The following is a 26,089-nucleotide window of genomic DNA, read 5'->3' on the forward strand; positions in this document are numbered from 1 at the left end:
CGAACGGATAGCACGCAAGATTCCGGTTCTTGAAATTCGGGTTCGAGTCCTGACGAGGGCGTATAAAAAGTCAAAGAGTTCCTACTTTTGTATGAGGTTTATACAAGTGTAGGAACTCTTTTTGTATTTATCACTTTTTTAACTGGTTTTCCACTCTATCATGCTCCTGAAAAGTTTCCTCCATTACTCATATAGGAATGCACAGATCATTAAACACCCTTAAACTATTTCCCTCAATCCAGCGTATAAATTTTATCCCAATGTCCTTTAAGGCTTAAAAAGGAGACATCTTAATTATTTTAAAAGTTAATTGTGAATATGTTCAGATAGTATAGAATAGAACAAAAGGTTATTTTAAAATAGATAGTAACAACTGAAAATTAGGTGCAATTATGGCTTCATTTCCTCATAGCGTGCGGACCTGGGTTTCCTTGCTTATTACTTCAAATTCTTCATCGTACTTTTCTTCAATATATTGCAGCATTTCTTCTTCCGCAGACACTTTCATACAGCCACTCACTAGTAAAAAAGTACACAACACAAACAATCTAATTTTTTTCAATACAGCCTACTCCCTAGCATGTGGATTCAAACCGAAAGTTCAAAGGTTATGGAAAAATTATGAATTATTTCAATTTTACAGAATTGGCAACTCCTTGGCCAATTGATATCCGGGGATATTCTAAAATACAAGTCCTTTGTCCCGATTATGGAAAAACAAATAGTATTTTAGGAATGACCTTTAGGGTGAATCTTGAAAAATTCGACACATTTCCGCCAAATTTTTTTTGCCATTTTTTCTTCTATTACGCAAGCGCTTTAATTTCATGTAGAATAAGAATATGAGGGGGAGACTTGTATGGAAATGCGAACTGGTTTATGGCAGCAGCAACAAATCAAATTGTCCCTGACCCAGGAATTAACCCAGGCGATTGCCTTGCTTCAATATAATACACAAGAGCTATCGAGCTTCCTTGAAGCAAAGTCCTTGGAGAACCCGCTCCTTGAAGTCAGTACCACAGACAGGTACCGGGTAAAGAAGCGGGTAGCAAGTAGCGAGCGGAAGGATAACGATATAACTGGTATCCCGGCCGTTGCTCAGCCGACCCTTGAGGATCATTTGTTTTCCCAGATACCGCCTGGTAAACTCAATAAATTTACGAGATTAATATATAAGCTTTTGGTTCTGAATATGGATGAAAACGGCTATTTTCGGGGAGATGTCGACCAAATCGCAACCAGTGCCAAGACGACAAGTGATATGGTTGAAGACTGCCTTGCGGAAATTCACAGTCTGGAACCAGCTGGCATAGGAGCGCGAAACCTTCAGGAATGCCTGCTTTTGCAGCTTCAGCGGTTGGGGGACAATGCGGAGAATGCTAGAAGGATTGTATCCAATCATTTTTCTGACTTCGCCGACAAGAAATGGAAACAGCTCTCCAAGGAACTGAAAATTAGCCTGCATGATATACAAAGGGTTCAGGATTTGATTCAAACTTTGAATCCACGTCCAGGCGCTCCTTTTTTTACAGAGAAAGCGGCCTATATTATTCCGGATGTTGTCGTTAAAAATGCAGAGGGCCAATGGAAGGTTGAACTGTTAGAGGGAACTGTGCCGAATATCGGCTTCAATGACAGCCTTTACCGGAGTTTGACCGCGGTCGGAGACAGACAGGCCATCAAGTTCCTGAATGATAAATTTAATGATTATCAATGGCTAGCAAGAAGCATCAAACAGCGTAATGAAACACTATTGAAGGTCGCCGCCAAAATCGTTGAAAAACAAACCTTATTTTTTGAAAACGGAAAAGGTCAGCTTCGCCCGTTGACTATGAAGGAGATTGCGGACGAAATTGGTGTTCATGAATCTACTGTTAGCCGGACTGTCCGTGAAAAATATATAGGCACCCCATTTGGTACCTTTGAGCTGAAATCATTTTTTCCGTCTGGAATCCAAACTGTTGCCGACAGCAATGCTTCTTCGTCTCAAGTGAAAGCGCTTATAAAAGAGTATATTAGTGGGGAAGACAAGCAACATCCAGTTTCTGATCAGGATATAGCAAACAGGCTAATGGACTCCGAAGGCCTTGTCATCTCAAGGCGGACCGTTGCAAAATACCGAGAACAGCTAGGCATTGCATCCTCATCTAAGCGGAAACGGTTTTAAACACTTGAAACGGCTGACCCCATCCGGCGGCCATTTATATAGTTTTTTGCAAAAAACACTCCATCAGGTTTACTATGGAAAAAAGGAGGGTTCCATATGACAAAGCTAACCTTTTATACACGCGCAAATTGCCCGCTTTGTGAAAAAGCCAAGGCTGATATACTCGAAATTAAACAGGATATTGAATTCGAGATCGAAGAAATTGATATCAGCACAAGTGACGAGCTGACAGAAGAGTTCGGACTGATGATTCCGGTCATTTACATAGATGGGGAAGAGATTGGTTACGGAATTGTGAATGAATTATATTTGCGTAACCGTTTGCAGGAAAAACAACGTAATCGTATTAGTTGAAAGTGACTTTCACTCCTGTTACAATGACGTTGTACAGGGGTGATTTTTTTTCGAGTAAGTGGGACATAATATGTCTAGCTGGGACAAAAAAGGTCCATTTATACTTTTTGGGAATAACAACCTGAAGGCGGACATTGTCCACTTTTTCTAAAAAGGAGCTGGCGACATGCAATCGTTCCTCGATATTCAAAAAAGATTATTACCCGATCTTCTTGAGGTTATGCAAGAGAGATACGTCATTCTGAGATACATAGGTTATATGCAGCCAGTCGGAAGGCGGAGCCTTGCAGTAAGCCTCGGTTATACGGAACGGGTCCTGCGGGCACAGGTGGAATTCCTCAAGGACCAAAACCTTATTACAGCAGGGGTTGCCGGCATGTACCTTACCCAGGAAGGAAGGAACCTTCTTGAAGACCTCGAAGGCTTAATGCGTGAACTAAAGGGTATAGATGTAATGGAGATGGAGCTGAAGCATCGGCTTGGCATCAGAAATGCCATCATTGTACCTGGGGATAGCGATACATCTCCATTGGTTAAAACCGAAATCGGGCGCGCAACAGCCATTTGCATGAAAAAACTGCTGAATGGAAAGAATATCATCGCTGTAACAGGCGGTTCGACAATGTCGGCCGTTGCAGAAGAACTTGGCCCTGACCTATCAAGTGAAGAAATCATGTTTGTCCCGGCAAGAGGCGGTATCGGTGAAGATGTCCAAAATCAGGCCAATACCATCACCGCCATCATGGCTGCAAAAACAAATGGCCGGCACAGAGTTTTTTATGTTCCAGACCAGGTGAGCCTTGATATTTACGAGTCATTCATTAAAGAACCAATTGTTCACGAAGTGCTTGGCTTAATCAAGTCTGCACGCATGGTTTTGCACGGGATTGGGGACGCTAAGACAATGGCTGAGCGCCGCAAAACCCAGGCGGCCGATATGGAGAAAATCCTCTCAAACAAGGCTGTGGCCGAAGCATTCGGCTACTATTTTAACGAGCAGGGGGAAATCGTCCACAAAGTACTTACCATCGGGCTTCAGCTAGATGACCTGATTAATGTACCGGACGTGCTGGCAGTTGCTGGCGGAAGCTCGAAGGCAAAAGCAATCCGTTCTTACATGAAACGGGCGCCGCGCCAGACCATCCTCGTCACTGACGAAGGAGCGGCTAAGCTGATACTGCAAAATTAAGTGTGTTACTGTTAGTTAAAGGGTAAATACCCTTTGATATAAAAAATAAAGCTTCATCGAATCAAAGGAGGAAATAAACATGGCATTAAAAGTTGGTATTAATGGATTTGGACGTATCGGACGTAACGTTTTCCGTGCAGCCCTAGATAACCCAAATATTGAAATTGTTGCTGTAAATGACTTGACAGATGCAAACATGCTTGCGCACCTTTTGAAATATGACACTGTCCATGGGACATTAAATGCAGACGTTACTGTTGACGGCTCCAACCTTGTTGTTGGCGGCAAAACTGTAAAGGTACTTGCTGAGCGCGATCCTGCTCAACTTCCATGGGGCGACCTTGGTGTTGAAGTAGTAGTAGAATCCACTGGACGTTTCACAAAGCGCGATGACGCTGCGAAACACCTTGAAGGCGGCGCGAAGAAAGTTATCATTTCTGCTCCAGCTTCCAACGAAGATATCACAATCGTTATGGGCGTAAACGAAGACAAATATGATGCTGCGAACCATCATGTTCTCTCCAACGCTTCTTGTACAACAAACTGCCTTGCACCATTTGCAAAGGTACTTAACGACAAGTTCGGCCTAAAGCGCGGTATGATGACAACTATTCACTCATACACAAACGACCAGCAAATCCTTGACTTGCCACATAAGGATTACCGCCGTGCGCGTGCAGCTGCTGAAAACATGATTCCAACTACAACTGGTGCTGCAAAAGCGGTTGCCCTTGTTCTTCCTGAACTTAAAGGCAAACTGAACGGTATGGCTATGCGTGTACCAACTCCAAACGTATCTGTTGTTGACCTTGTAGCTGAGTTTGAAAAAGACGTAACAGCTGAAGAAGTTAACCAGGCGCTTAAAGAAGCTGCTGAAGGCCCATTGAAAGGTATCATGGCATACACTGACCTTCCGCTTGTATCTTCTGACTACAACGGCAGCACTGTTTCTTCTACAATTGATGGCCTGTCCACAATGGTTCTAGAAGGAAACATGGTTAAAGTCCTTTCTTGGTACGATAACGAGTATGGCTACTCTAACCGCGTTGTAGACCTTTGCGAATACATTGCAGAAAAAGGCCTATAATAAAGCTTTAACTGAGGCAGGGTATCATTGGATATCTACTATCAGAACCTATATAATGACTAGTGAAGCTTCGTTAAGCCCTGCTGAACGATAGCTGAACTTGTCCCGTTAATGCGGGAAAATAGCTTTTCAAGGGGAGCGGGGAAGAATCCCCCTCCCTTTATTTATGTAAAGGGGCGGAACGACGCTAAGCTTTTTTCCACCGCCTTTTTTATGGGAGGAGCGAGGGACGGTTCCCCGCATCCAAATACGATTGTCCAGGAGGGTATCCATGAACAAGAAGACGCTTAAAGATGTCGATGTAAAAGGGAAACGCGTATTTTGCCGTGTGGACTTCAACGTCCCGATGCAGGATGGCAAAATCACTGATGAAACAAGGATCCGTGCTGCGCTTCCGACAATTCAGCACTTAATCGAACAGGGTGCCAAGGTTATCCTGGCAAGCCACTTCGGACGCCCGAAAGGCAAAGTCGTTGAAGAAATGCGCCTGGCACCTGTTGGCGCAAGACTTGGCGAACTACTGGGCAAGAATGTTCAGACAGCTAACGAAGCCTATGGCGACGCAGTCAAATCGCAAATTGACGGCATGAACGAAGGCGACGTCGTCCTTTTGGAAAACGTTCGCTTCTATCCTGGTGAAGAGAAGAACGACCCTGAACTAGCTAAAGAATTCGCTGCACTAGCAGATATCTATGTTAACGACGCATTCGGCGCAGCGCACCGTGCCCATGCATCAACAGAAGGCATTGCACACCATCTTCCAGCAGTCGCTGGATTCCTGATGGAAAAAGAACTTGAGGTACTTGGCAAAGCAATGTCCAATCCGGAGCGCCCATTCACAGCAATCATCGGCGGAGCAAAGGTAAAGGACAAGATTGGCGTCATCGAAAACCTGCTTGATAAAGTAGACCATCTGATTATCGGCGGCGGGCTTGCTTACACTTTTGTAAAAGCACAGGGGCATGAAGTCGGAAAATCGCTTCTTGAAGAAGACAAAATCGACCTGGCAAAATCTTTTATCGAAAAGGCAAAAGAAAAAGGTGTTTCCTTCCATATGCCAGTTGACGCAGTCATCGCAGACGGCTTTTCACCAGATGCAAACACACAAGTAGTCGATATTGATAAAATCCCTTCCGACTGGGAAGCGCTCGATATCGGACCGAAGACAGCCGAAACGTATCGTGACGTGATCAAAGGATCGAAGCTTGTCATCTGGAACGGCCCAATGGGAGTTTTCGAATTCGATAAGTTTGCAGGCGGAACAAAGGCTGTAGCCGAAGCACTTGCTGAATCCGAAGGTACATACTCGGTCATCGGCGGGGGCGACAGTGCTGCTGCAGTTGAAAAATTCAACCTTGCAGACAAAATGAGCCACATCTCAACAGGTGGCGGCGCATCACTTGAATTCATTGAAGGCAAACAGCTTCCAGGTGTCGTTGCCCTAAACGATAAATAAATTTTTGGAAAAATGGGCCGATGCGATCAGAATGGCCCACCATCCCTACACGAAACTTTCGAAACAAACGGCAACGGACAAGCTTCCGGTCAGCAGCAGCATCTGCTACGGAAAGCCCGTCCGCTTATATATAAGAAAGGATGTGCCAGTATGCGAAAACCGATCATAGCGGGCAACTGGAAAATGCACAAAACCTTATCAGAAGCCAAAAGCTTTGTAGAAGAAGTGAAAGGCCTTGTTCCCGATAATTCCAAGATTGACTCGGTTGTCTGTGCTCCAGCACTGTTTTTATCAACGCTGGTAACTGAAACCGAAGGGTACGCAGTTGAAATCGGCGCCCAGAATATGCATTTTGAAGACAAAGGTGCGTTTACAGGTGAAATCAGCCCTGCAGCACTTGCTGACCTAGGCGTGAAATATGTTATCATCGGCCATTCCGAACGCCGTGAAATGTTCAATGAAACTGATGAATCTGTAAACAAAAAAACTCTTACCGCATTCAAGCATGGGCTAACGCCGATTGTATGCTGCGGAGAGACTCTTGAACAACGCGAGAACGGAGAAACGAATGATTTCGTTGCTGGCCAAATCCAAAAGGCACTCAATAGCCTGACTGAAGACCAGGTTAAACAAACAGTAATTGCCTATGAACCAATTTGGGCAATCGGTACAGGAAAATCATCGACAGCTGAAGATGCAAACGAAGTATGCGCCCATATCCGTAAAACCGTCGCAGAGCAATTTTCACAAGAAGCCGCAGATGCGATTCGCATCCAGTACGGCGGCAGCGTAAAGCCTGAAAATATCCTCGAATACATGGACCAGCCGGATATCGACGGCGCTCTTGTTGGCGGAGCAAGTCTGGAAGCAAATTCGTTCCTTCAGCTTTTGGAGGCAGGCAAGAATGAGTAAATCCCCTGTAGCACTGATTATTCTCGACGGCTTCGGATTCCGTGGCGAACGTTTCGGGAATGCAGTTGCACAAGCAAAGAAACCGAATTTTGAACGATTCTGGAACAAATTTCCTCATAACACCTTGACGGCAAGCGGAGAGGCAGTCGGTCTTCCGGAAGGCCAGATGGGGAACTCCGAGGTAGGCCACCTGAACATCGGTGCCGGCCGGATTGTTTATCAAAGCCTTACCCGCGTGAATATTGCTATACGCGAAGGTGAGTTTGAAAGAAACGAAACGCTGATTGGTGCGGTTCGCCATGCAAAGGAAAATGGCACAGCCCTTCATTTGTTCGGGCTATTGTCCGATGGCGGCGTCCACAGTCATATCCATCATATGTATGCACTTTTGAAGCTTGCTGCAGAGGAAGGCCTGGACAAGGTGTACATTCATGCATTTCTGGATGGCCGTGACGTTGGCCCGCAAACAGCAGGCACATATATCGAAGAAACCCTGGAGAAAATCAACGAGTATGGCGTTGGCCAAATCGCTACAATTTCCGGACGTTATTACTCAATGGACCGCGACAAGCGCTGGGAACGTGTCGAAAAATCGTATCGGGCAATGGTATACGGCGACGGACCTTCTTATTCCGAACCAATGCAAGTCATCGAAGACTCGTATCAGCACGGGATTTTTGACGAATTCGTGCTTCCATCTGTTATAACTGACGCGGAAGGCGAGCCGGTTGGGCCGATTAAGGACAATGACGCTGTTATTTTCTATAACTTCCGTCCTGACCGCGCCATTCAGATTTCAAACACGTTCACAAACGAAGATTTCCGGGCGTTCGACCGCGGGGAAGGACATCCGAAAAACCTTCACTTTGTTTGCATGACTCACTTCAGCGAATCGGTCGATGGCTATGTGGCTTTTAAGCCAAGCAACCTTGACAATACAATTGGTGAAGTGTTAGCGCAAAACAACCTGAAGCAGCTTCGTATCGCTGAAACCGAAAAATATCCGCACGTTACGTTCTTTATGAGCGGCGGACGCGAGGAAAAATTCACTGGCGAAGAGCGGATTCTCATTAACTCGCCGAAGGTCGCAACCTATGACCTGAAGCCTGAAATGAGCGCTTATGAAGTAACCGATGCACTTTTAAAAGAAATTGAAGCAGACAAGTTTGACTGCATCCTTCTCAACTTTGCCAACCCGGACATGGTCGGCCACTCCGGGATGCTCGAGCCTACTATCAAGGCTGTTGAGACAGTTGACGAATGCCTGGGCAAAATTGTCGACCTTCTTATTGAAAAAGGCGGCACGGCAATTATCACGGCAGACCACGGCAACGCTGATGAAGTTGTTACAATTGAAGGTAACCCGATGACTGCCCATACAACCAACCCGGTACCGGTCATCGTAACCAAGGAAGGCGTTGAACTAAGGGAAGGCGGGATCCTTGGCGATCTGGCTCCAACTATTCTCGACCTGCTAGGTGTTCAAAAGCCTGCTGAAATGACAGGGACAACACTGATAAAATAATCTTTACCGATAAACACCAGCTCTGCTGGCAAACCAAAACTACTTTATTTAAGGAGAGATTTGCATGCCAATTATTACTGATGTATACGCGCGCGAAGTTCTTGATTCCCGCGGCAACCCAACAATCGAGGTAGAAGTACTTACTGAATCCGGCGCATTCGGCCGCGCTCTTGTTCCAAGCGGTGCTTCAACTGGTGAATACGAAGCAGTTGAGCTTCGTGACGGCGACAAAGGCCGCTACCTTGGAAAAGGTGTTCAAAAAGCTGTTGATAACGTAAACGACCTGATTGCACCTGAGCTAATCGGTGAATACAGCGTTCTTGAGCAAGTCAGCATTGACAATGCCCTGATTACCCTTGATGGCACTGAAAACAAAGGCAAGCTTGGAGCAAACGCAATCCTAGGCGTGTCCTTAGCAGTTGCACACGCTGCAGCCAACTATCTTGGCCTGCCATTGTACCAATACCTTGGTGGTGTTAACTCCAAGCAGCTTCCTGTTCCAATGATGAACATTGTTAACGGCGGCGAACACGCTGACAACAACGTGGACATCCAGGAATTCATGGTTATGCCTGTTGGTGCTCCAAATTTCAAGGAAGCGCTACGTATGGGTGCTGAAATTTTCCACAGCCTGAAAGGTGTTTTGAAAGAAAGAGGCTTGAACACAGCTGTTGGTGATGAAGGCGGCTTTGCTCCAAACCTTGGCTCAAACGAAGAGGCGCTTCAAACAATCGTTGAAGCAATTGAAAAAGCTGGCTACAAGCCAGGCGAAGAAGTTATGCTCGCAATGGATGCTGCATCTTCCGAGTTCTACAACAAAGAAGACGGCAAATACCATCTTGCTGGCGAAGGCGTTGTAAAAACGTCTGCTGAAATGGTTGACTGGTATGAAGAAATGTCTTCAAAATACCCAATCATCTCAATCGAAGACGGTCTTGATGAAAACGACTGGGAAGGCCACAAACTTCTGACTGAGCGCCTTGGCGGCAAAGTACAGCTAGTTGGTGACGACCTGTTCGTTACAAACACTAAAAAGCTTGCTGAAGGTATTGAAAAAGGTATTGCAAACTCAATCCTTATTAAAGTTAACCAAATCGGTACATTGACAGAAACCTTTGATGCAATCGAAATGGCGAAGCGTGCTGGCTACACAGCTGTCATCTCCCACCGTTCAGGTGAAACAGAAGATGCAACCATCGCTGACATCGCAGTTGCAACAAATGCTGGCCAAATCAAAACCGGTGCTCCATCCCGTACAGACCGTGTGGCAAAATACAACCAGCTTCTTCGTATCGAAGACCAGCTTGGCGAAACTGCCCAGTACAACGGCCTAAAGAGCTTCTACAACTTGAAAAAATAATAATTATTGGAAGGGTGCGCATTGACGAATGCGTACCCTTTTTTACTTTTTTTGGTGGTGAATAAATTTGGCGACTACGGAATGTCGTTCATCGGGGTTATTTATAAGCTTTGGTGAATGTAAATGTCATTCATCAAGAACAAAGGACTACACTTTATGACAGATCTAAGTTAATGGTGATTAATTTCACTAGAAGTATTCAGAGAACGTACTAGGCATCCAGCGAAAAAACTAGTACTACTCAGAGTAGTACTAAAATTACTAGGTCTTAGGGTAGCATTATTTTGCTATATCAATACAAACGTTAGCACCTTTTCACTAGCAGTACTCAGAGAACGTACTAGGCAATCTGCAAAAAAACTAGTAATACTCAGAGTAGTACTAAAAGTACTAGCGTCTTGGGGTAACACTATTTTGTTATATCAACACAAAAGTTAGCAATTTTTCACTAGCAGTACTCAGAGGATGACTAGGAAATTCTTTAAATACTTAGTACCCCTCAGCAACCCGTAAGGTAGTAGTATATGAAAGTTAAAAGAAATTTCATAAGCCCATCTTGGGAGAAAAGATGATAATCTAGATCCATACAGCTTGTCCGCTTTATTAATATTTCCGCAGTGAGAATAGGTGCTAGGATTAGCTCATATAGTTGTAGTGCAACACCTTTATGCACTTATTTTTATAAAAAATAATATGAAAGAGGTGGGTTCCATGTTGGGCTATTTGCAAAGAATCGGCCGGGCGCTCATGCTGCCGATCGCTGTTATGCCTGTTGCTGCATTACTCCTGCGTCTTGGACAGCCGGACTTGTTGGATATCGAGTTCATGGCAGCTTCAGGTGACGCTGTATTTGCAAACCTTGCACTGTTGTTTGCGATTGGTGTGGCAATAGGGATTAGCAAGGATGGAAATGGTGCTGCTGCGCTTGCCGGGGCGATTGGTTATTTTGTTTTAACAAAAGGAAGCGCTACCATTAATGAGGACATCAATATGGGTGTGCTTGGGGGCATCCTGTCGGGCGCAATTGCCGGCCATTTGTACAACCGCTATCATGCAATAAAACTTCCTGATTGGCTGGGCTTCTTTGGCGGAAGGCGATTTGTCCCGATTATTACTGGTTTGGTTATGCTGATCCTTGCAGGAGTATTCGGATATGTGTGGCCGCCAATTCAAAATGTACTCAATAATTTTGGCCAATGGATTGTTGACGCAGGTGCAGTGGGGGTTGGGATTTTTGGCTTCCTGAACCGGCTGCTGATCCCATTGGGACTTCATCATGTTCTTAACTCGCTTGCATGGTTTGAATTTGGGTCATTCACGGATGCGGCAGGAAAGCTAGTCAAAGGGGACTTGACTCGCTTCTTTGCAAAAGATCCTTCTGCAGGCAGCTTCATGACAGGCTTCTTCCCAGTCATGATGTTTGGACTTCCGGCTGCAGCTGCTGCGATGGTTGCGACTGCTAAAAAAGAACGACGCAAAGCAGTTGCCGGTGTTATGTTTGGTCTCGCGCTCACTTCATTCCTGACTGGCATCACCGAACCAATCGAATTCCTGTTCATGTTCTTGTCCCCGCTCCTCTACTTCACTCATGCGCTTTTAACAGGTGTGGCTATGTCTGTTACCTACCTGCTTGAAATTAAACACGGCTTTGGATTTTCCGCTGGTGCGTTCGATTATTTCCTGAACTATGGCATCGCAACAAAACCGCTGCTGCTTGCGGGAATAGGCTTAATCTATGCCGTCATCTACTTCCTTGTATTCTCTTTCTTGATTAAAAAACTTGATCTGAAAACACCTGGACGAGAAGAAGAAGTTGAAGGTGAATTTGATGACAGCTTTAATGCTGGCGGTGATTACCACGCTGCAGCAGTTCAGTATGTCAATGCACTTGGTGGCAAGGACAATCTCGTTCACATTGATAACTGTGTAACCAGGCTTCGCTTAACGGTGAAAGATATGGACGCATTAGACGAAAAGAGGCTCAAGCTTCTCGGTGCCAAGGGTGTGGTGAAGGTAAGTTCAAAGGATGTTCAGGTGGTAGTTGGTACCGATGTTCAGTTCCTGGCAGATGAACTTAAAAAACTCTAAGTAAAATGTGGGTGCCCGATGAAGATTTCGTCGGGCATTTTTGTTATTCAAGGCATAGGTGCAATTAACGCGGCAATAGTAGTGCGGAACTTTAGGATGGGGGTAGTGTTACATAAATCTTGTAGAGTGTTACATAAAACTCAAAAAGTGTTTTATAAACCCTAAAAGTGTTACATAAATCATGAAAGTATTCCACCTCCCTAGAAAGCGACGCGTTGCAATTATAGGGTTGACGCAAATCCCGCTATTGTCGAAACAGGGTTTTTATGGTACATTAATAATACTGTGAATGAACGTCTAACAGGAGGTGGCCTTCATGCATGCATTACTAGTAACGCTCTTAGTGATCGTATCAATCGGACTTATCGTCGTCGTATTATTACAATCAGGCCGTAGCGCAGGACTTTCCGGCGCGATATCAGGCGGAGCAGAACAACTTTTTGGCAAGCAAAAAGCCCGTGGCATCGATTTAGTCCTTCATCGGATTACTGTCGTCCTGTCCGTGCTGTTCTTTATCCTGACTATCGCTGTAACTTATGTAAAGCTTTAATACCGTAAAATGAGCCCGGCCTCGTGCCGGGCTTTATTTTTTTATAGTGAATCTGCTCGCTGAACCGCCTAATTGGGTTTAGTGGATTAATCTCCTTGTGCGGAGCCACGATTAATCCAGCAAAAGAGGTTTAGTGGATTAATCTCTCATTGTAAACTTGCGATTAATCCTCAAAAGGGTTTAACTGGCTGCACTCCGGTGAAAAAGGTAGTCGAGGTCGGCTATAAGGAAACAATACCTCTTTCCGTAAAAGGCTTTTTTCTGGAATGTCGATGCTTGCTTTGCTTAAACTAAAGGAAACGACGAGAATAAGGAGAATATATAAATGAAGATTCAATCGCCAAAACCATTTACATTCGAAGCGGGGCCGCGTGCTGTGCTGCTGCTGCACGGATTCACAGGCAATTCGGCCGATGTGCGGATGCTTGGCCGTTACTTGCATGATAAGGGCTATACATGCCATGCTCCGATTTATAGAGGACATGGTGGTTCTGCTGAAGAACTGATCGAGTACGGGCCAGAGGACTGGTGGCAGGATGTGCAGGATGCTTACCAGCTTTTAAAAAATAAGGGCTATGAAGAGATTGCGGTTGCCGGCCTTTCGCTCGGTGGGGTATTTTCGCTGAAGCTTGGTTACACTGTTCCTGTAAAGGGTATTGTTCCGATGTGTGCCCCTATGGATTTTAAGAGCGGGGAAATTATACATAATGGGGTGCTTTACTATGCCCGGGAGTTCAAGCAGCGTGAAAAAAAGACGGAATATGAAATTGAGTCTGAACTGGCTGCATTTGATCCGAAGCCGCTCTTGGAGGAATTGAATGGCTTGATTCACGATGTGCGGGACCACGTTGATTTAATTTATGCACCGCTTTTCGTTGTCCAGGCCCGCCATGATGGGATGATAAACACGGACAGTGCCAATATTATTTATAGCCAGGCTGAGTCGGTCGACAAGAAACTAAAGTGGTATGAAGAGTCAGGGCATACGATTACGTTCGGTCCGGAAAAAGACCAGCTTCATGAAGATGTTTTTGCGTTTTTAGAAGGCTTAGATTGGAAAGAATAAAAGGAAACACCCTGTAAGGGAGGGATAAGCTTGGAAGAAAATATTCAAGCGCATATAGACAAGCTTTTGCAATATATGAGGGATGAGGCGTACAAGCCTTTGACTGTCCAGGAGCTGGAAGAGGCTTTTGGAATCGAGGACTCAGCGGATTTTAAGGAGTTTGTAAAGGCTCTTGTCCAAATGGAAGAAAAAGGGCTTGTGGTGCGAACTCGTTCGAACCGCTATGGCCTGCCGCAAAAAATGAACCTGATTCGCGGCAAAGTAGCCGGGCATGCAAAGGGATTTGCATTCGTAATGCCTGAGGAGCAGGGCATGGATGATATTTTCATCCCTCCGAATGAAACGAATAATGCGATGCATGGTGATACCGTGCTAGTGCGTGTTTCAGCGGAATCATCGGGTGACCGACGCGAAGGTACGATTGTCCGCATTCTTGAGCGTGGCATTACCCAAATGGTCGGAACGTATGTAGAAAGCAAGAGTTTCGGATTTGTCATTCCAGATGAGAAAAAATTTGCCGGCGACATTTTTATTCCAAAGTCCGCAAATGGCGGTGCAGTTGAAGGGCATAAGGTTGTAGTGAAAATTGTTGCCTATCCGGAAGGGCGGACGAGTGCCGAGGGTGAGGTTATTCAAATTCTCGGCCACAAGAACGACCCTGGTGTCGATATCCTGTCGGTTATCCACAAGCATGGACTTCCGCTCGCGTTTCCGGAAGAAGTGCTAGACCAGGCAAATGCTGTACCTGGAGAAATTGACGAGACTGATATCGGTAACCGCCGAGACTTGCGCGACCAGGTAATTGTTACAATCGACGGTGCTGATGCGAAGGACCTGGACGATGCTGTTACGGTAACGAAGCTTGAGAATGGGAATTATAAGCTTGGCGTTCATATCGCGGATGTAACCCATTATGTGACCGAGAACTCGCCAATTGACCGGGAAGCGGAGGAGCGCGGTACGAGTGTTTATTTAGTAGACCGTGTAATCCCGATGATTCCCCACCGGCTTTCAAACGGTATTTGCTCGCTAAATCCTAAGGTAAACCGGTTTACACTTTCTTGTGAGATGGAGCTGGATTCAACCGGGAAGGTCGTCGCCCATGAAATATTTGAAAGTGTCATCAAGACGACCGAGCGGATGACCTATTCGGATGTTAATAAAATTCTCGTTGATAAGGACGAGGAAACCCGCAGCCGTTATGAGGCACTTGTTCCAATGTTCGAGCTGATGGAGGAGCTGGCAGCTATTCTTCGTAAAAAAAGAATGGACCGCGGTGCGATTGATTTTGATTTTAAAGAATCGAAGGTGCTTGTCGAGGAAGATGGTAAGCCTGTTGATGTGGTATTGCGTGAGCGTTCTGTTGCTGAAAAGCTCATTGAGGAGTTCATGCTTGCTGCCAACGAAACAGTTGCAGAGCATTTCCACTGGATGGAAGTGCCGTTCATTTACCGTATCCACGAAGATCCGAAAGAAGACAAGCTGCGCCGGTTCTTTGAGTTTATTACAAACTTCGGCTATATCGTAAAAGGAACTGCCAATGATATCCACCCACGTGCGCTGCAGGAAATTATTGAAGCGGTACAAGGCAAGCCTGAGGAAATGGTTGTCTCGACTGTTATGCTGCGCTCGATGCAGCAGGCGAAATATTCGCCGGACAGCCTCGGCCACTTTGGGCTTTCAGCTGAATTTTATACACACTTCACCTCACCAATCCGACGCTATCCAGACTTGATTGTCCATCGCTTAATTCGGACGTATTTAATTCAGGGCAAACTGGATCAGTCAACCCGCGAAAAGTGGGATGCGAGGCTGCCGGATATTGCCGAGCATACATCAAAAATGGAGCGTCGTGCTGTTGATGCCGAGCGTGAAACGGATGAGCTGAAGAAAGCCGAGTACATGATGGACAAAATTGGCGAGGAGTACGACGGCATCATTTCGTCCGTTACCAATTTCGGCATGTTCGTAGAGCTGGAGAATACGATTGAGGGACTTGTCCACGTCAGCTATATGACTGACGATTATTACCGCTTCGACGACCGCCATTTTGCGATGATTGGCGAGCGGACCGGCAATGTGTTCCGTATCGGTGATGAAATCACTGTACGGGTTATCAATGTCAATAAAGACGAGCGCTCAATTGACTTTGAAATCGTCGGCATGAAAGGGACAAGGCGGGAGCGTCCGAGCGAAAAGCGTGTCTTCAATACCGGAAGTACCGAGAAGAAACCTCGACGCGGCAAAGAAGGCGGCGGGGCAGGTGACGGACGCACCAGCCGCGGGGTCTCAAAAAGCATTGGCCGGGAAGATAGTAACGGCGATAAGCCAAAGAACAAAAGAAAACGTAAATTTTACGAAAATGTACCGAAGAATAAGAGTACAAAGCGAAAGAATAAAAAACGTTAATTCCTGAGGGGCCTGTCTTGAGGAGCTTTCAGGGTAACGTTGGGTTGGAAGGCCTCGCCGGGCGGGGCCTTTATCATTTAGTTGAGTTGCTTTTCGTTCACTAAGGAGAACGGGAATTGAGTTTATCGGTCCAATCGAGGATTTATCGGTCTAAGAAAATTTTTATCGGTCCAATCCAGATTTTATCGGTCTAATTAGGGAGGATAAGGTAATTCTTGTTCCTCAGCCGGCTTACTTTGGCTGGGATAAGCCACAAACTCAAATCAACATTGCCATTCATTGTAGCAGACCGGGAATTTTGTTAAAATAAAGGAACTCGATTATACAGAGAAAGATAGGGGGGAGTTAGTATGCCAAAGGGTGTGGGTAAAACAGTCGCGCAAAATAAAAAAGCCTATCATGATTATTCTATAGAAGAAACCTACGAAGCAGGAATCGTCCTGCAGGGGACAGAGATCAAGTCAATCCGTGCCGGAAAGGTTCAGCTGAAGGATTCCTATGCAAGAATTCATAACGGTGAAATGTACCTATACAGTGTCCATATTTCACCATATGAACAGGGCAATATCCATAACCATGATCCGCTTAGAACCCGGAAGCTTCTTTTACACAGAAGGGAAATCAACAAGCTGATTGGTGAATCCAAGGAATCGGGTTATGCTATTGTTCCGTTAAAAATATACCTGAAAAACGGCTTTGCCAAAGTACTGATTGGTCTTGCAAAAGGTAAGAAGAAGTACGATAAGCGCGAGGACCTGAAACAGAAGGACGCTAATCGCGATATCCAGCGCGCATTGAGGGAAAAGCAGAAGTACTAGGTATAGCCACTCAAAACAAGTCTTACCAATTGAAAAAACAGCATAATGTGGTATAATAAATAGTGTCACAGAGATACTGTGGCGAAACCATCAAGCTCACTGCTTGAGTTTTCCGACGTCTGGCAGGTAACACTGCCGCACATTTTATAATGGGGACGCTACGGATTCGACAGGGGTAGTTCGAGCTTGGGTGGCGAGTCGAGGGGATCGGCCTCGTAAAAACGTCAACGCCTATAACTGGCAACTCTAAACAAAACCTAGCTTTCGCAGCTTAATAACTGCATAGCTGTTCGCCCCTCCATCGCCCATGTGGTAGGGTAGCGGACTCACTCTTAGTGGGCTACGCCGGATTCCACCTCCTGAGGAAGAAGGAAGAGAACAACCAGGATAGCTGACCGGACGCCTGTCGATAGGCAGATGGCTCAGCGAAACGCGAATATGTCGACTACACTCGTAGAAGCCTAAGTGCCGATATTCTTGGACGTGGGTTCGATTAGTAATTAGTCGCCTTGCATAGCAATATGCAAGTGAAAATCTGGCTTGATCGGTGAAACCTAAGCCGCAACAATTGCGGTATGGCAATGCCGAGCAGTATGTGGAGCAATCCAACAGCTGTGTATCGACTTATAGACTGCCCAAGCGGCAGTACTAGGATGCGGGATCTGCCCGGGAGTCCGGGTAAAACTACATTCCGCATAATACGCCAGACGGCCTTCAGTGAAGGTCGAAGATATAGTCAGTGCCATGTCGAAAGCATGGAAGAGCACGTCCCACCGTCTCCACCAATACATAATTGGTGGTTTTTTCTTTTTTGTATATGTGACTTAAAGCATAAGTTTTCCAATATGGAAGGCTTATGCTTTATTATTTTCTCCATTTTTTTAGTAACCAACATTTATCCTCTATTCAAAGGTAGCCGACTTAGCCAAATTTTTGGGCTTATAAAGGTCTAAATTGCAAGGAAAAATCTTATTTCCAAAACAAAAAGTAATAGATTATAGATAATTATTGAGAAATTTTCAGGTCTATTTTTAAATCAGAGTAGCTAATTTTTAAAAATTTTTCTAAAAACTTAATTTTTGTTCTTAATTCTAGAATTTCTTTTTCACAAACAAAATCCATTTGTTTAAGATTATTAATTTCGTCCATTACTAATTGTTTAAAATACGGCGAGCTAGTTAGTAAATAATCTATTAATTCAAGTACAGCATCCTTTTCCTCAGGAGTCTTAACCGCAAAGATACTTTGTTGGTATGGCTCATTTAAGGTAATAGTTTCTGAATCTCCCATAATCTTCAGACCAAAATAGCCTTTAATTGTTCCGTAAAAATCATTATTTCTAATGCGTAGAAATTGGAGACCAACCATAAGTTCATAATTGGATGTTGTCTCGTCAAAATTAATTTTTGCGATCTCAATGTTTGAAGCTTTATCTACATATATTTCTTTCTCAAACTCAGTTTCAATTACTTTAGATTCTAACAATTTCATTTGATATAACCTCACTTTTTTAATGGTACTTATTAACTAAAAGTAACCAGGTGATTTTTTGTTATTATATTTTATGCCGTGTAATAAATCAATTAAATTTGTTTTAGCTATGCTAAGTACCGACCTCTTTTTCAATCCTATTTAGGGGGAATGAGAGAAATGTAAATGTATTTGTAATAGCCACTCGTGGATTTTATCCTTTTTAGCTTAAATATAATTGGAATATAAAAGAGCCTTAAAGGAGTTCGTCTTTCGAATGAAGGATTTTTTAAATTGACATGTACATAATTTATGTATTATTATTATTTCGAATTAAGAATGTTTTAATTAAAGATTATGCAAATTATTAGATTTAAAGACTTTTATAGTTTGTAGAAATATTTTAGATAAAAATTATCTATAGATACTTTAATTCCCAAAACGTTTACAAGATATTTGTAGAAGAAAAAAAGGAGACATGAGGATGACAAAATTGCCGTTTCATATTGACCTATCAGATAAAGTAGTAGTTGTAACCGGAGGAACCGGTGTACTGGCAGAGAAGTTTGTAGATGCATTAGCAGCATGTGGAGCGAAGGTGGCTATCTTGGCCCGGAGACTTGAACAAGCGGAGCAAAAGGCATCAGAAGTAGTGAAAAATGGCGGTTTTGCCATTGGTGTAAAAGGAGATGTCGTCAATAAAGAAAGCTTGAAAGCAGCCCATGAAATCATTCGTGAAAAATTAGGTCCTGTTGATATATTAATCAATGCCGCCGGTGGTAACCATCCAAAGGGGCAGACAACCAAAGAATTTTTATATGCGGAGGATGTAAAAGAAAAGCTTGATGACACAATGACATTTTTTGATTTGGATCCAGAAGGAGTCCAATTTGTTTTTAACTTAAATTTTTTAGGCACCTTACTGCCTTCTCAAGAATTTGCTAAAGATATGATTAATCGCCCTGGCGCGACAATAATAAATATATCGTCCATGAATGCTTTTACTCCACTAACGAAAGTCCCTGCCTATAGCGGGGCAAAAGCGGCTGTGAGCAATTTCACTCAGTGGCTTGCTGTTCATATGTCTAAAGTAGGTATTCGTGTAAATGCCATTGCACCTGGATTCTTTATTACGGGGCAAAATGAAAAATTATTAAAGAATGAAGATGGATCGTACACCGATCGTTCTGAAAAAATTCTTAACCAAACACCTATGGACCGGTTTGGTGAAGCCCAAGAGCTGATTGGTACTTTATTGTACTTAGTCAGCCATGAAGCATCCGGCTTCGTTAATGGAGTTGTCATTCCTGTTGATGGAGCATTTAATGCTTATTCCGGTGTCTAATATGTACGTGTACGAACAAAAAGAGAACACCTAAATTTTATCTGAATTCACACTTCAGGAGCCTCTTCATTTTAATGTAGGGGCTTTTATTTTATCCTTCTTTAGCTTAGCCATCTAAAAATAGACTGTTATTTAAAAGATTGTAGTTTTTAATGGGATTTTGTAACAGTAACTGAATGATTGGAGCGGAAATTAAGCTTTTCCTCCAAATTAAGTTTATGAAAAGAGCAAAAATCAACTTTTAATAGTTGTCTCAAAAGCTGCTTTATACGATCCTTTTTCCACAAAAAAAGAATCGGATGGGGATAAATTTAGATACATTTGCTTGTAATCAAAACCTTGATCAACGTACTGTGATAAAGCAGTTTTTGAAGAGAGGAAAATAAAAAGTTCACAAATTGGACACAAATAAATAGACAAACAATTTAAAATGGTTTATTCTAAGTAACATAAAGTAACTTGATTATTAAAAATTACTAATATTGGAGGTGCTTTTAACCAAATAATAATCCTTGATAAGCTTTTTTTTATCCTAAATATCTCTAATCTGAGATATATCAATCTAAAATATATTAATTTAAATTAAATTCTATAAACAAATAAATAGATTACCAATAACAGCAGAAAGGAGAGATATCGCATGTGCGTAGTCGAAGTGACAGTTGAACTAAAGGGAATTAAATATAAAACAAATGTAATTGCCAATAAAGGAATGTCAGATGATGCCATTAAGCAGTTAGCTAAAAAACAAGTGTTAAAACAATGGAATGAATAAGAAAAAAGTTTAAATAATTTGTAAAGGATGATTCTAAAATGAATACTAATTTGTCGATAGATCTTGTTAAAGTTACCGAGGCCGCAGCATTGGCGGCAGGAAGATGGACAGGAAGAAAGAATAAAGACGAAGCGGATGGAGCAGCTACAACAGCAATGAGGGATATATTTAATACGATTCCTATGTCGGGAACAGTCGTGATTGGGGAAGGTGAAATGGACGAAGCACCAATGTTATTTATTGGTGAACAATTAGGAACTGGAGAAGGGCCTAAAATTGATATAGCAGTGGATCCTTTAGAGGGAACAAGTATTGTTGCGGCAGGAACATCAAATGCACTTACAACTTTAGCGGTAGCAGAGCATGGTAATCTATTACATGCGCCAGATATGTACATGGAAAAAATTGCAGTCGGTCCTGAAGCTGCAGGGAAAATTGATATCAATGCACCAGTGATTGAAAATCTAAAAGCTGTGGCAAAGGCCAAAAATAAAAACATTGAAGATGTGGTTGTTACCATTTTAGATCGTGAAAGACATGAAAAAATAATCCAAGAAATTCTTGAGGCTGGAGCAAGGGTTAAACTCATCCAAGCTGGTGATATATTAGCTGCTATCAACACAGCATTTGAACATTCTGGGGTGGATATGATGCTTGGTTCTGGCGGAGCACCTGAAGGCGTAATAGCTGCCGCTGCATTGAAAGGCATGGGAGGAGACTTTCAAGGAAAACTGATTCCTCAATCAGAAGAAGAAATAAATCGCCTTAAGAAAATGGGCATTAACGATATTAATCGCACTTTTTACATGGAAGACATCGTGAAGGGTGATGACGCATATTTTGTCGCAACAGGTGTGACAGATGGAGAGCTTCTAAGAGGTGTCCAGTATAAAGGGAATACTGGAATCACCCATTCAATCGTTATTCACGGTAAATCACGGACCGTCCGCTTTATTGAAGGACGCCACTTCATTGAAGAACAACAGCATATTCAAGAACAACATTACTTGGCGGTTTAATACCCTTTTTTGATAGATTGTTATTTTTAAAAAATAATTAAGTGAATCTTTGAAGATTTATATGTGTTCCTGATAGTACGAGGAGGTTTAATTTGAACGAAAAGAAAATAGTAGGTGAAAAAGCAGCGGATTTCATCAAAGACGGAATGGTCGTAGGACTTGGTACTGGGTCAACCGTTTATTATACGATCCTTAAACTTGGACAACTTGTAAAGGAAGGACTTTCTATTAAAGGCATACCTACTTCGATTCAAACAGCAGAATTAGCAAAAAAACTACAGATTCCACTAGTGAGTTTTCAGGAGATTGAACAAATTGATGTTTCAATTGATGGCGCAGATGAAGTAGATTCTCATCTTAACCTGATAAAAGGTGGAGGTGGAGCCCTTTTACGAGAAAAGATAATTGCAAAAGCAGCTCAACAGTTTATCGTGGTTGCTGATTCTTCGAAATTGGTTAATGGTTTAGGGGTGTTTCCCCTTCCTGTGGAAGTTGTACCTTTAGGGGTGAAATTGACCGAAAACCATATTAAAGAACTAGGAGGAAAACCTAGACTTCGCCAATTGGATGGCAATCCTTATCGCACTGATAATGGCAACTATATTTTTGACTGTATCTTTCCGAAGATAACGCAGCCTCTAGAATTAGAAATTAGCCTTAATAAAATTCCTGGTGTGGTTGAAAATGGCTTATTTATTGGAATGGCTGATCTGGTCGTTTCGTTGGATGAGAAAAATCAGCCAATTTACTTAAATAGAGGAGGAACATAAATGGAAGCAATGACATTTGTTTTGTTTGGAGCAACCGGGGATTTAGCAAAGAGAAAAATATTCCCCGCTTTATATAATCTATATCTTGAGCAAAAACTGCCTCAACCCTTTTCGATTGTTGGCCTAGGCAGGAGTGAAATGTCTCATAATGAATTTCAAAAGAATGTTGAACAATCAATAAGAACCTTTTCAAGACGGGTTAAAAATGATGATGGCCAACTGAGTTCGTTCCTTGAAATCTTTCAATACAGTGTCCTTGATGCAACAAAGGCAGATGACTTCAAAAAACTGATGAGCGTCGTAAAACAACGTGAAACTGAACTGAATATCCCGGAAAATCGAGTGTTTTACCTTTCAGTCGGACCTGAATTTTTTGGCACTATTGCTTTAAATATTAAAGAAAGTGGTTTAGGTTCTACAAAAGGCTGGAAGAGGCTGATTATCGAAAAACCATTTGGACGCGATTTAGAGTCAGCGCGTGAATTAAATGCAACCCTAAGCAAAGCCTTTGAAGAAAATGAAATCTATCGAATCGATCATTATCTTGGAAAGTCCATGATTCAAAATTTGGAGTCACTGGAATTTTCAAACCCCATTCTACAAACTTTATTGAACAATAAACATATTGCCAATGTACAAATTACGGCAAGCGAAACGGTTGGGGTAGAAGAACGTGCGGGGTATTATGACAAATCAGGGGCTATCCGTGATATGTTTCAAAATCATATGATGCAAATCTTGATGATGACAGGCATGCATTTGCCAAAAAGCATTAGCCCTGATGAAATCCGTCATGAAAAGCAAAAGGTAATCGAAGCGGTTCGTCCGTTAAAGAAAGAAGATGTTCGCTTTAATGTCATTCGGGCGCAATATAGTTCTGGTGAAATAAATGGCAACACAGTTGTTGGATATAAAAATGAGCCTGGCATTAATGCAACTTCAGAAAATGATACCTATGTAGCAGCACGGCTTTGGATTGATAATCCATATTGGAAAGGGGTACCATTTTATATTCGAACTGGAAAAAGATTGGCGGAGAAGTCAACTCGGATTGTCGTTGAATTCAAAAATAACCTTAATAGTAGAAATAAAAATAAGATGTCTCCTAATCTGTTAATTATCGAAATCAATCCAAATGAAAATGTATCTTTTCAAATAAATAGTAAGAATCCAATAAACGGAGAAATCGAACCGGTTAAGATTAGTTTTTCAACCGAACAAGCCGAAATACCTGAGGCTTATGAACGTTTGATTTATGATGCTTTTCGTGGAAATTCAACGTTCTTTGCCCATTGGAAAGAAGTTGAATTGTCATGGGAATGGGTACAGCCAATTCTGGATGCATTTAAAGAAAATCTCGTACCACTCAATAGATACCAGGCCGGTTCCTATGGACCTGAGGCGGCTGATCGGTTGCTTCGGGAAGATGGATTCAAATGGTGGCTGGATGAAAGTGCGTTAGTTGAGTTAAAAAATAAATTAGTATCACAATAACTAAAAGTATTACCGAATGATAACATCAAGTTGGCAATTTGAGTTGATGTTGGGATGAGTAATTACACATTAATAAGGAATACATGATGTCCTTAATATAATTCCGACTATATCCATAAACTTACTTTAATTTATTTTTCTAAGTCGGAGAAAAAATATAGTGAAGGAGATTCACAATGAAAACAACATTAGAAACTTTAGCAGTTAATACGATTCGAACTTTATCCATTGATGCCATTAACCAAGCAAACTCTGGCCATCCTGGACTGCCGATGGGGGCCGCACCAATGGCGTATGCTTTGTGGGCGAATCATTTAAAACATAATCCTGAAAACTCCAAATGGTTTAATCGAGATCGTTTTGTTTTATCTGCTGGCCATGGTTCAAGCATGCTATACAGCTTGCTTCATCTAGCTGGCTATAATGTGACAATTGATGATTTGAAGGGATTCCGCCAGCTAAACAGTAAAACTCCGGGTCATCCTGAATTTGGCCATACAGATGGTGTAGATGCGACGACTGGGCCATTGGGTCAAGGAATTGCTAATGCAGTAGGAATGGCAATGGCAGAAGCGCATTTAGCTGCTAAATTCAATAAAGAGAAATTTCCTGTGATTGACCACTATACGTATGCATTAGTAGGAGATGGTGATTTATCAGAAGGTATTTCATATGAAGCCATGTCCATGGCCGGCCATATGAAACTTGGCAAATTGGTCGTTTTATACGATTCTAACGATATTTCTTTGGATGGTGAATTAAATCTATCATTCTCTGAAGATATCAAGAAAAGAGTGGAATCCTTCCATTGGCAATACCTGCGTGTCGAAGATGGAAACAATGTTGAAGACATCACTAAAGCTATTGCAGAAGCTAAATTAAATACCGAGCAGCCAACTTTGATTGAAATAAGAACCATTATCGGATATGGAAGCCCGAAAGTCGCTGGCACTAATAAAGCACATGGCGCTCCACTTGGTGTGGAAGAGGCAAAAGAAACGAAGAAAGCCTATGGATGGGATTACGAAGACGAATTTTATGTACCTGAAGAAGTGAAAGCCCACTTTATAGCATTAAAAAAATTGGGCATTCAGGCTGAAGATCAATGGAATGACCTTTATGAAGCCTACAAAGAGGCCTATCCAGAATCAGGGAATGAACTTAAAGCTGCCATTGATGGAAAAGTGTTAATTGATATGAAGGATATTTTAACCTTTGATTCTGAAAAAACTGTTTCGACCCGGGTAGCGAGCGGGAATGCTATCAACCATTTTGTGAAAATCGTTCCTTCGATCTTTGGCGGAAGTGCAGATCTTTCTGGCTCCACTATGACGGATATCAAGGGAGAAGCTGCATATGCTGTCGAGTCATATGCCGGCCGTAATGTATACTTTGGGGTTCGTGAACATGCCATGGGGGCAGCAGCGAATGGAATGGCCCAACATGGCGGGGTGAAGCCATTTGTAAGTACATTCTTTGTGTTCAATGATTACTTGCGCCCAGCGATTCGGTTAGCAGCCCTGCAAAAGCTGCCTGTAACATATGTATTTACACATGATTCAATTGCTGTTGGAGAAGATGGGCCAACACATGAGCCCGTTGAACAATTGACTGCGCTTCGAGCAATTCCCGGACTTACAGTTATTCGTCCCTCTGACGCTAACGAAACAGCGAGTGCTTGGGCATATGCGCTTCAAAACACTGAAGGTCCAGTCGCCTTAATTTTAAGCCGCCAAAACTTGCCGGTTTTTGAAGAAACAAAGGCGAATATAGAGAACCTTTCAAAAGGGGCTTATATCTTAACAGAAACAAATGAAAATCCTGATGTTATTTTGATTCCTACTGGATCTGAGGTCTCCCTTGCTGTAAAGGCAAAAACTGAACTTGAAGATGATAATATTTCGGTACGTGTTGTGGCTATGCCAAGCTGGGAACTTTTCGAACAACAAAGTGAGAGCTATAGAGAATATATTCTTCCCTCTTCAGTAACAAATCGTGTGTCTATCGAAATGGGAATCTCCCTCGGATGGGAACGGTATGTTGGACTTAAAGGAAAAAAGCTGTCCATTGAGACATTTGGTGCTTCAGGAACAGGTTCAGCAGTCATGGAATTATTCGGATTCACTTCTGGGAACGTCGTCAAAACCGTGAAAAATCTAATAAATTCTTAATTAAGACAAGCTTAATTGCGCGGTTGGCATGGTATGGGAGAATTAACTTTTAGGTGGGTTATAA

General features: G+C 42.8%; 20 protein-coding genes and 1 other RNA gene. 20 read left to right on the forward strand and 1 reads right to left on the reverse strand.

Annotation, left to right across the window (positions count from 1 at the left end; genetic code table 11):
• The first annotated feature begins 859 nt into the window (after positions 1–859).
• The 14 genes from rpoN to ssrA all read left to right on the forward strand — a co-directional run bounded on the left by rpoN (position 860) and on the right by ssrA (position 17,477).
• The gene (rpoN, locus tag TY16_RS03245) at positions 860–2,167 is read left to right on the forward strand and encodes an RNA polymerase factor sigma-54 (protein WP_043930308.1); all 1,308 of its coding nucleotides are present in this window, start codon (positions 860–862) and stop codon (positions 2,165–2,167) included.
• A 96-nt stretch (positions 2,168–2,263) separates the two neighbouring features.
• Positions 2,264–2,521 carry a glutaredoxin family protein gene (locus TY16_RS03250; RefSeq protein ID WP_043930309.1) on the forward strand — a complete coding sequence of 86 codons (258 nt, stop codon included), beginning with the start codon at positions 2,264–2,266 and terminating at the stop codon, positions 2,519–2,521.
• Positions 2,522–2,687: 166 nt separating this feature from the next.
• On the forward strand, positions 2,688–3,710 hold the full coding sequence (locus tag TY16_RS03255; protein ID WP_043930310.1) for a sugar-binding transcriptional regulator: 1,023 nt from the start codon (positions 2,688–2,690) through the stop codon (positions 3,708–3,710).
• A gap of 79 nt (positions 3,711–3,789) precedes the next feature.
• Entirely contained in the window at positions 3,790–4,797 is a 1,008-nt protein-coding gene (gap, locus tag TY16_RS03260) for a type I glyceraldehyde-3-phosphate dehydrogenase (protein WP_043930311.1), read from the forward strand.
• Positions 4,798–5,068: 271 nt separating this feature from the next.
• Complete coding sequence (locus TY16_RS03265) at positions 5,069–6,253, forward strand: phosphoglycerate kinase (protein ID WP_043930312.1); 1,185 nt, start codon at positions 5,069–5,071, stop codon at positions 6,251–6,253.
• 150 nt (positions 6,254–6,403) lie between these two features.
• The gene (gene tpiA / locus TY16_RS03270; protein WP_043930314.1) at positions 6,404–7,165 is read left to right on the forward strand and encodes a triose-phosphate isomerase; all 762 of its coding nucleotides are present in this window, start codon (positions 6,404–6,406) and stop codon (positions 7,163–7,165) included.
• Positions 7,158–8,690: a 2,3-bisphosphoglycerate-independent phosphoglycerate mutase gene (gene gpmI, locus TY16_RS03275; protein WP_043930316.1), complete on the forward strand. Its 1,533-nt coding sequence runs from the start codon at positions 7,158–7,160 to the stop codon at positions 8,688–8,690. Before tpiA ends, gpmI begins: the two co-directional genes overlap by 8 nt.
• Before the next feature lie 64 nt (positions 8,691–8,754).
• Positions 8,755–10,050 carry a phosphopyruvate hydratase gene (gene eno / locus TY16_RS03280; protein WP_043930317.1) on the forward strand — a complete coding sequence of 432 codons (1,296 nt, stop codon included), beginning with the start codon at positions 8,755–8,757 and terminating at the stop codon, positions 10,048–10,050.
• A 711-nt stretch (positions 10,051–10,761) separates the two neighbouring features.
• Positions 10,762–12,138 (forward strand): N-acetylglucosamine-specific PTS transporter subunit IIBC, encoded by a 1,377-nt coding sequence (nagE, locus tag TY16_RS03285; RefSeq protein ID WP_043930318.1) that lies wholly within the window; start codon positions 10,762–10,764, stop codon positions 12,136–12,138.
• Between the two features lie 316 nt (positions 12,139–12,454).
• Complete coding sequence (secG, locus tag TY16_RS03290; RefSeq protein WP_043930320.1) at positions 12,455–12,688, forward strand: preprotein translocase subunit SecG; 234 nt, start codon at positions 12,455–12,457, stop codon at positions 12,686–12,688.
• A gap of 325 nt (positions 12,689–13,013) precedes the next feature.
• Entirely contained in the window at positions 13,014–13,754 is a 741-nt protein-coding gene (locus TY16_RS03295) for an alpha/beta hydrolase (protein ID WP_043930321.1), read from the forward strand.
• A gap of 75 nt (positions 13,755–13,829) precedes the next feature.
• Complete coding sequence (rnr, locus tag TY16_RS03300) at positions 13,830–16,163, forward strand: ribonuclease R (RefSeq protein ID WP_442853242.1); 2,334 nt, start codon at positions 13,830–13,832, stop codon at positions 16,161–16,163.
• Between the two features lie 350 nt (positions 16,164–16,513).
• A complete protein-coding gene (gene smpB / locus TY16_RS03305; RefSeq protein ID WP_043930323.1) occupies positions 16,514–16,981 on the forward strand; it encodes an SsrA-binding protein SmpB in 468 nt (155 codons plus the stop codon).
• Between the two features lie 159 nt (positions 16,982–17,140).
• Positions 17,141–17,477, forward strand: a transfer-messenger RNA (tmRNA) gene (ssrA, locus tag TY16_RS25535).
• Positions 17,478–17,986: 509 nt separating this feature from the next.
• Here ssrA and TY16_RS03310 read toward each other — a convergent pair.
• A complete protein-coding gene (locus TY16_RS03310; protein ID WP_043930325.1) occupies positions 17,987–18,472 on the reverse strand; it encodes a hypothetical protein in 486 nt (161 codons plus the stop codon).
• A gap of 463 nt (positions 18,473–18,935) precedes the next feature.
• Between TY16_RS03310 and TY16_RS03315 the strand changes: the two genes are divergently transcribed.
• The 6 genes from TY16_RS03315 (at position 18,936) to tkt (ending at position 26,025) form a co-directional block, all read left to right on the forward strand.
• Positions 18,936–19,796 carry an SDR family oxidoreductase gene (locus TY16_RS03315; protein WP_043930326.1) on the forward strand — a complete coding sequence of 287 codons (861 nt, stop codon included), beginning with the start codon at positions 18,936–18,938 and terminating at the stop codon, positions 19,794–19,796.
• Positions 19,797–20,436: 640 nt separating this feature from the next.
• Complete coding sequence (locus TY16_RS03320; protein ID WP_043930328.1) at positions 20,437–20,571, forward strand: BA3454 family stress response protein; 135 nt, start codon at positions 20,437–20,439, stop codon at positions 20,569–20,571.
• A gap of 38 nt (positions 20,572–20,609) precedes the next feature.
• Positions 20,610–21,590 (forward strand): class II fructose-bisphosphatase, encoded by a 981-nt coding sequence (glpX, locus tag TY16_RS03325; RefSeq protein ID WP_043930329.1) that lies wholly within the window; start codon positions 20,610–20,612, stop codon positions 21,588–21,590.
• Positions 21,591–21,682: 92 nt separating this feature from the next.
• Complete coding sequence (gene rpiA / locus TY16_RS03330) at positions 21,683–22,360, forward strand: ribose-5-phosphate isomerase RpiA (RefSeq protein WP_043930330.1); 678 nt, start codon at positions 21,683–21,685, stop codon at positions 22,358–22,360.
• Positions 22,361–23,854 carry a glucose-6-phosphate dehydrogenase gene (gene zwf, locus TY16_RS03335; protein WP_043930332.1) on the forward strand — a complete coding sequence of 498 codons (1,494 nt, stop codon included), beginning with the start codon at positions 22,361–22,363 and terminating at the stop codon, positions 23,852–23,854. It begins immediately after the preceding gene.
• 176 nt (positions 23,855–24,030) lie between these two features.
• The gene (tkt, locus tag TY16_RS03340) at positions 24,031–26,025 is read left to right on the forward strand and encodes a transketolase (RefSeq protein ID WP_043930333.1); all 1,995 of its coding nucleotides are present in this window, start codon (positions 24,031–24,033) and stop codon (positions 26,023–26,025) included.
• The last annotated feature ends 64 nt before the right edge of the window (positions 26,026–26,089 follow it).

This window comes from Bacillus sp. EB01 (genome assembly GCF_000613125.1).
GTDB lineage: Bacteria > Bacillota > Bacilli > Bacillales > Cytobacillaceae > Bacillus_D.